1 protein-coding gene is annotated in these 1,229 nt (G+C 45.7%); it reads left to right on the top strand.

Annotation, left to right across the window (positions count from 1 at the left end):
- Positions 1 to 101 precede the first annotated feature (101 nt).
- Entirely contained in the window at positions 102 to 1,112 is a 1,011-nt protein-coding gene (locus tag ABWP14_RS11475) for an SGNH/GDSL hydrolase family protein (RefSeq protein ID WP_353203105.1), read from the top strand.
- Positions 1,113 to 1,229 lie beyond the last annotated feature (117 nt).

Genomic DNA, 1,229 nt, shown 5'->3' with positions numbered 1-1,229 from the left:
AAGGCGTCCATGACCGCCTGCGCCGAGCCGAAACGGCAGGCCGTTAAACTATCGCGTTACCGGAAAAACTCAAAACCGCTGCAAAGCTACGAGACCCTTTGATGATCAAACTTTCATTTTCAACGTTGATGCGCATAGCTACGCTCATAGCCGCTTGCGTTTTGGTGGGTTGCGGAGGTGCGAGTAGCACGGTGAATCCTTTGACGCCCACTCGGATTATTGCTTTTGGGGATTCGTTTAGTACTGTCGATACGAGCGGTTATGCCACGTATTCGGTCAATGCTTCAGAGACCAATGCAACTGTTGCAAGCAGAATCGCGGCAATATATGGTTTTACTTTGAAGTACATATCTTCATCTTCAGCTGTTATTGCCTCTGGTACTGCATACAGTTACGCTGCTGGAACGGCAACCTCCAGTAATACTGCGACACAGATATCGACATATTTGACTTACAACACTCCCGGATCGAGTGATTTATTCATCATTACTGCGGGAACTCAAGACATCATTGCCGCCGCACCCACCAACAATACAACAGCAATTGCAACAGCTGCAACCGCACTCACTGCAGCCATTCAGACATTGACAAATGCAGGCGCTAAATATGTGATGGTGATGCAACCCATTAACGTAGCTAGGACGCCGCCATTTTTAGCACTCAACGGAGTTCGTCCTGCTGGAACTTATGCGTCTTACAACTCTTATGCCCAAGCATTGAGTTATGACTCTGGTACTGCTTGTCAGTCTTTCTCATGCCTATTGAGTACAAAACTTAACTCGGCTTATCCTGCCACTTCCTCGCACCAACCTATTTTGTTGGTTGATCTGATGTCTTATTTCAATTTAATTACTGGGACGACAAATACTGGAAGCGCAAATACGTTTGGGACTTATGGCGTTACAAATCCTGACTTAGTAGTTTGTAGTACAGCTGTCCCCAGTTGCACCACAAGCACACTCGCTACTACGTCTACTAACCAATACACTAGTACTTCCTGGACCTACGCTACTTCTGTATTTGCTTATGACTACTATACGACCCCGTATGTCAATCAGCTCATGGGCAGCTACATCTATAATTACAATTTCTACCGCGCAGGCTGGCGTTAATAGTTTTTTAAAAATACAAACTGGATATGCGGTTAGTCTGTTGAACGACTACCAAACAAAACCCGCATCCCCAATATCCCACCAGCCAATAACAGCGTAATCGTATTGGCAATCACA

The organism is Polynucleobacter sp. (genome assembly GCF_040400325.1).
Taxonomy (GTDB): Bacteria; Pseudomonadota; Gammaproteobacteria; order Burkholderiales; family Burkholderiaceae; genus Polynucleobacter.
This window is presented reverse-complemented; position numbering and strand designations above follow the sequence as displayed.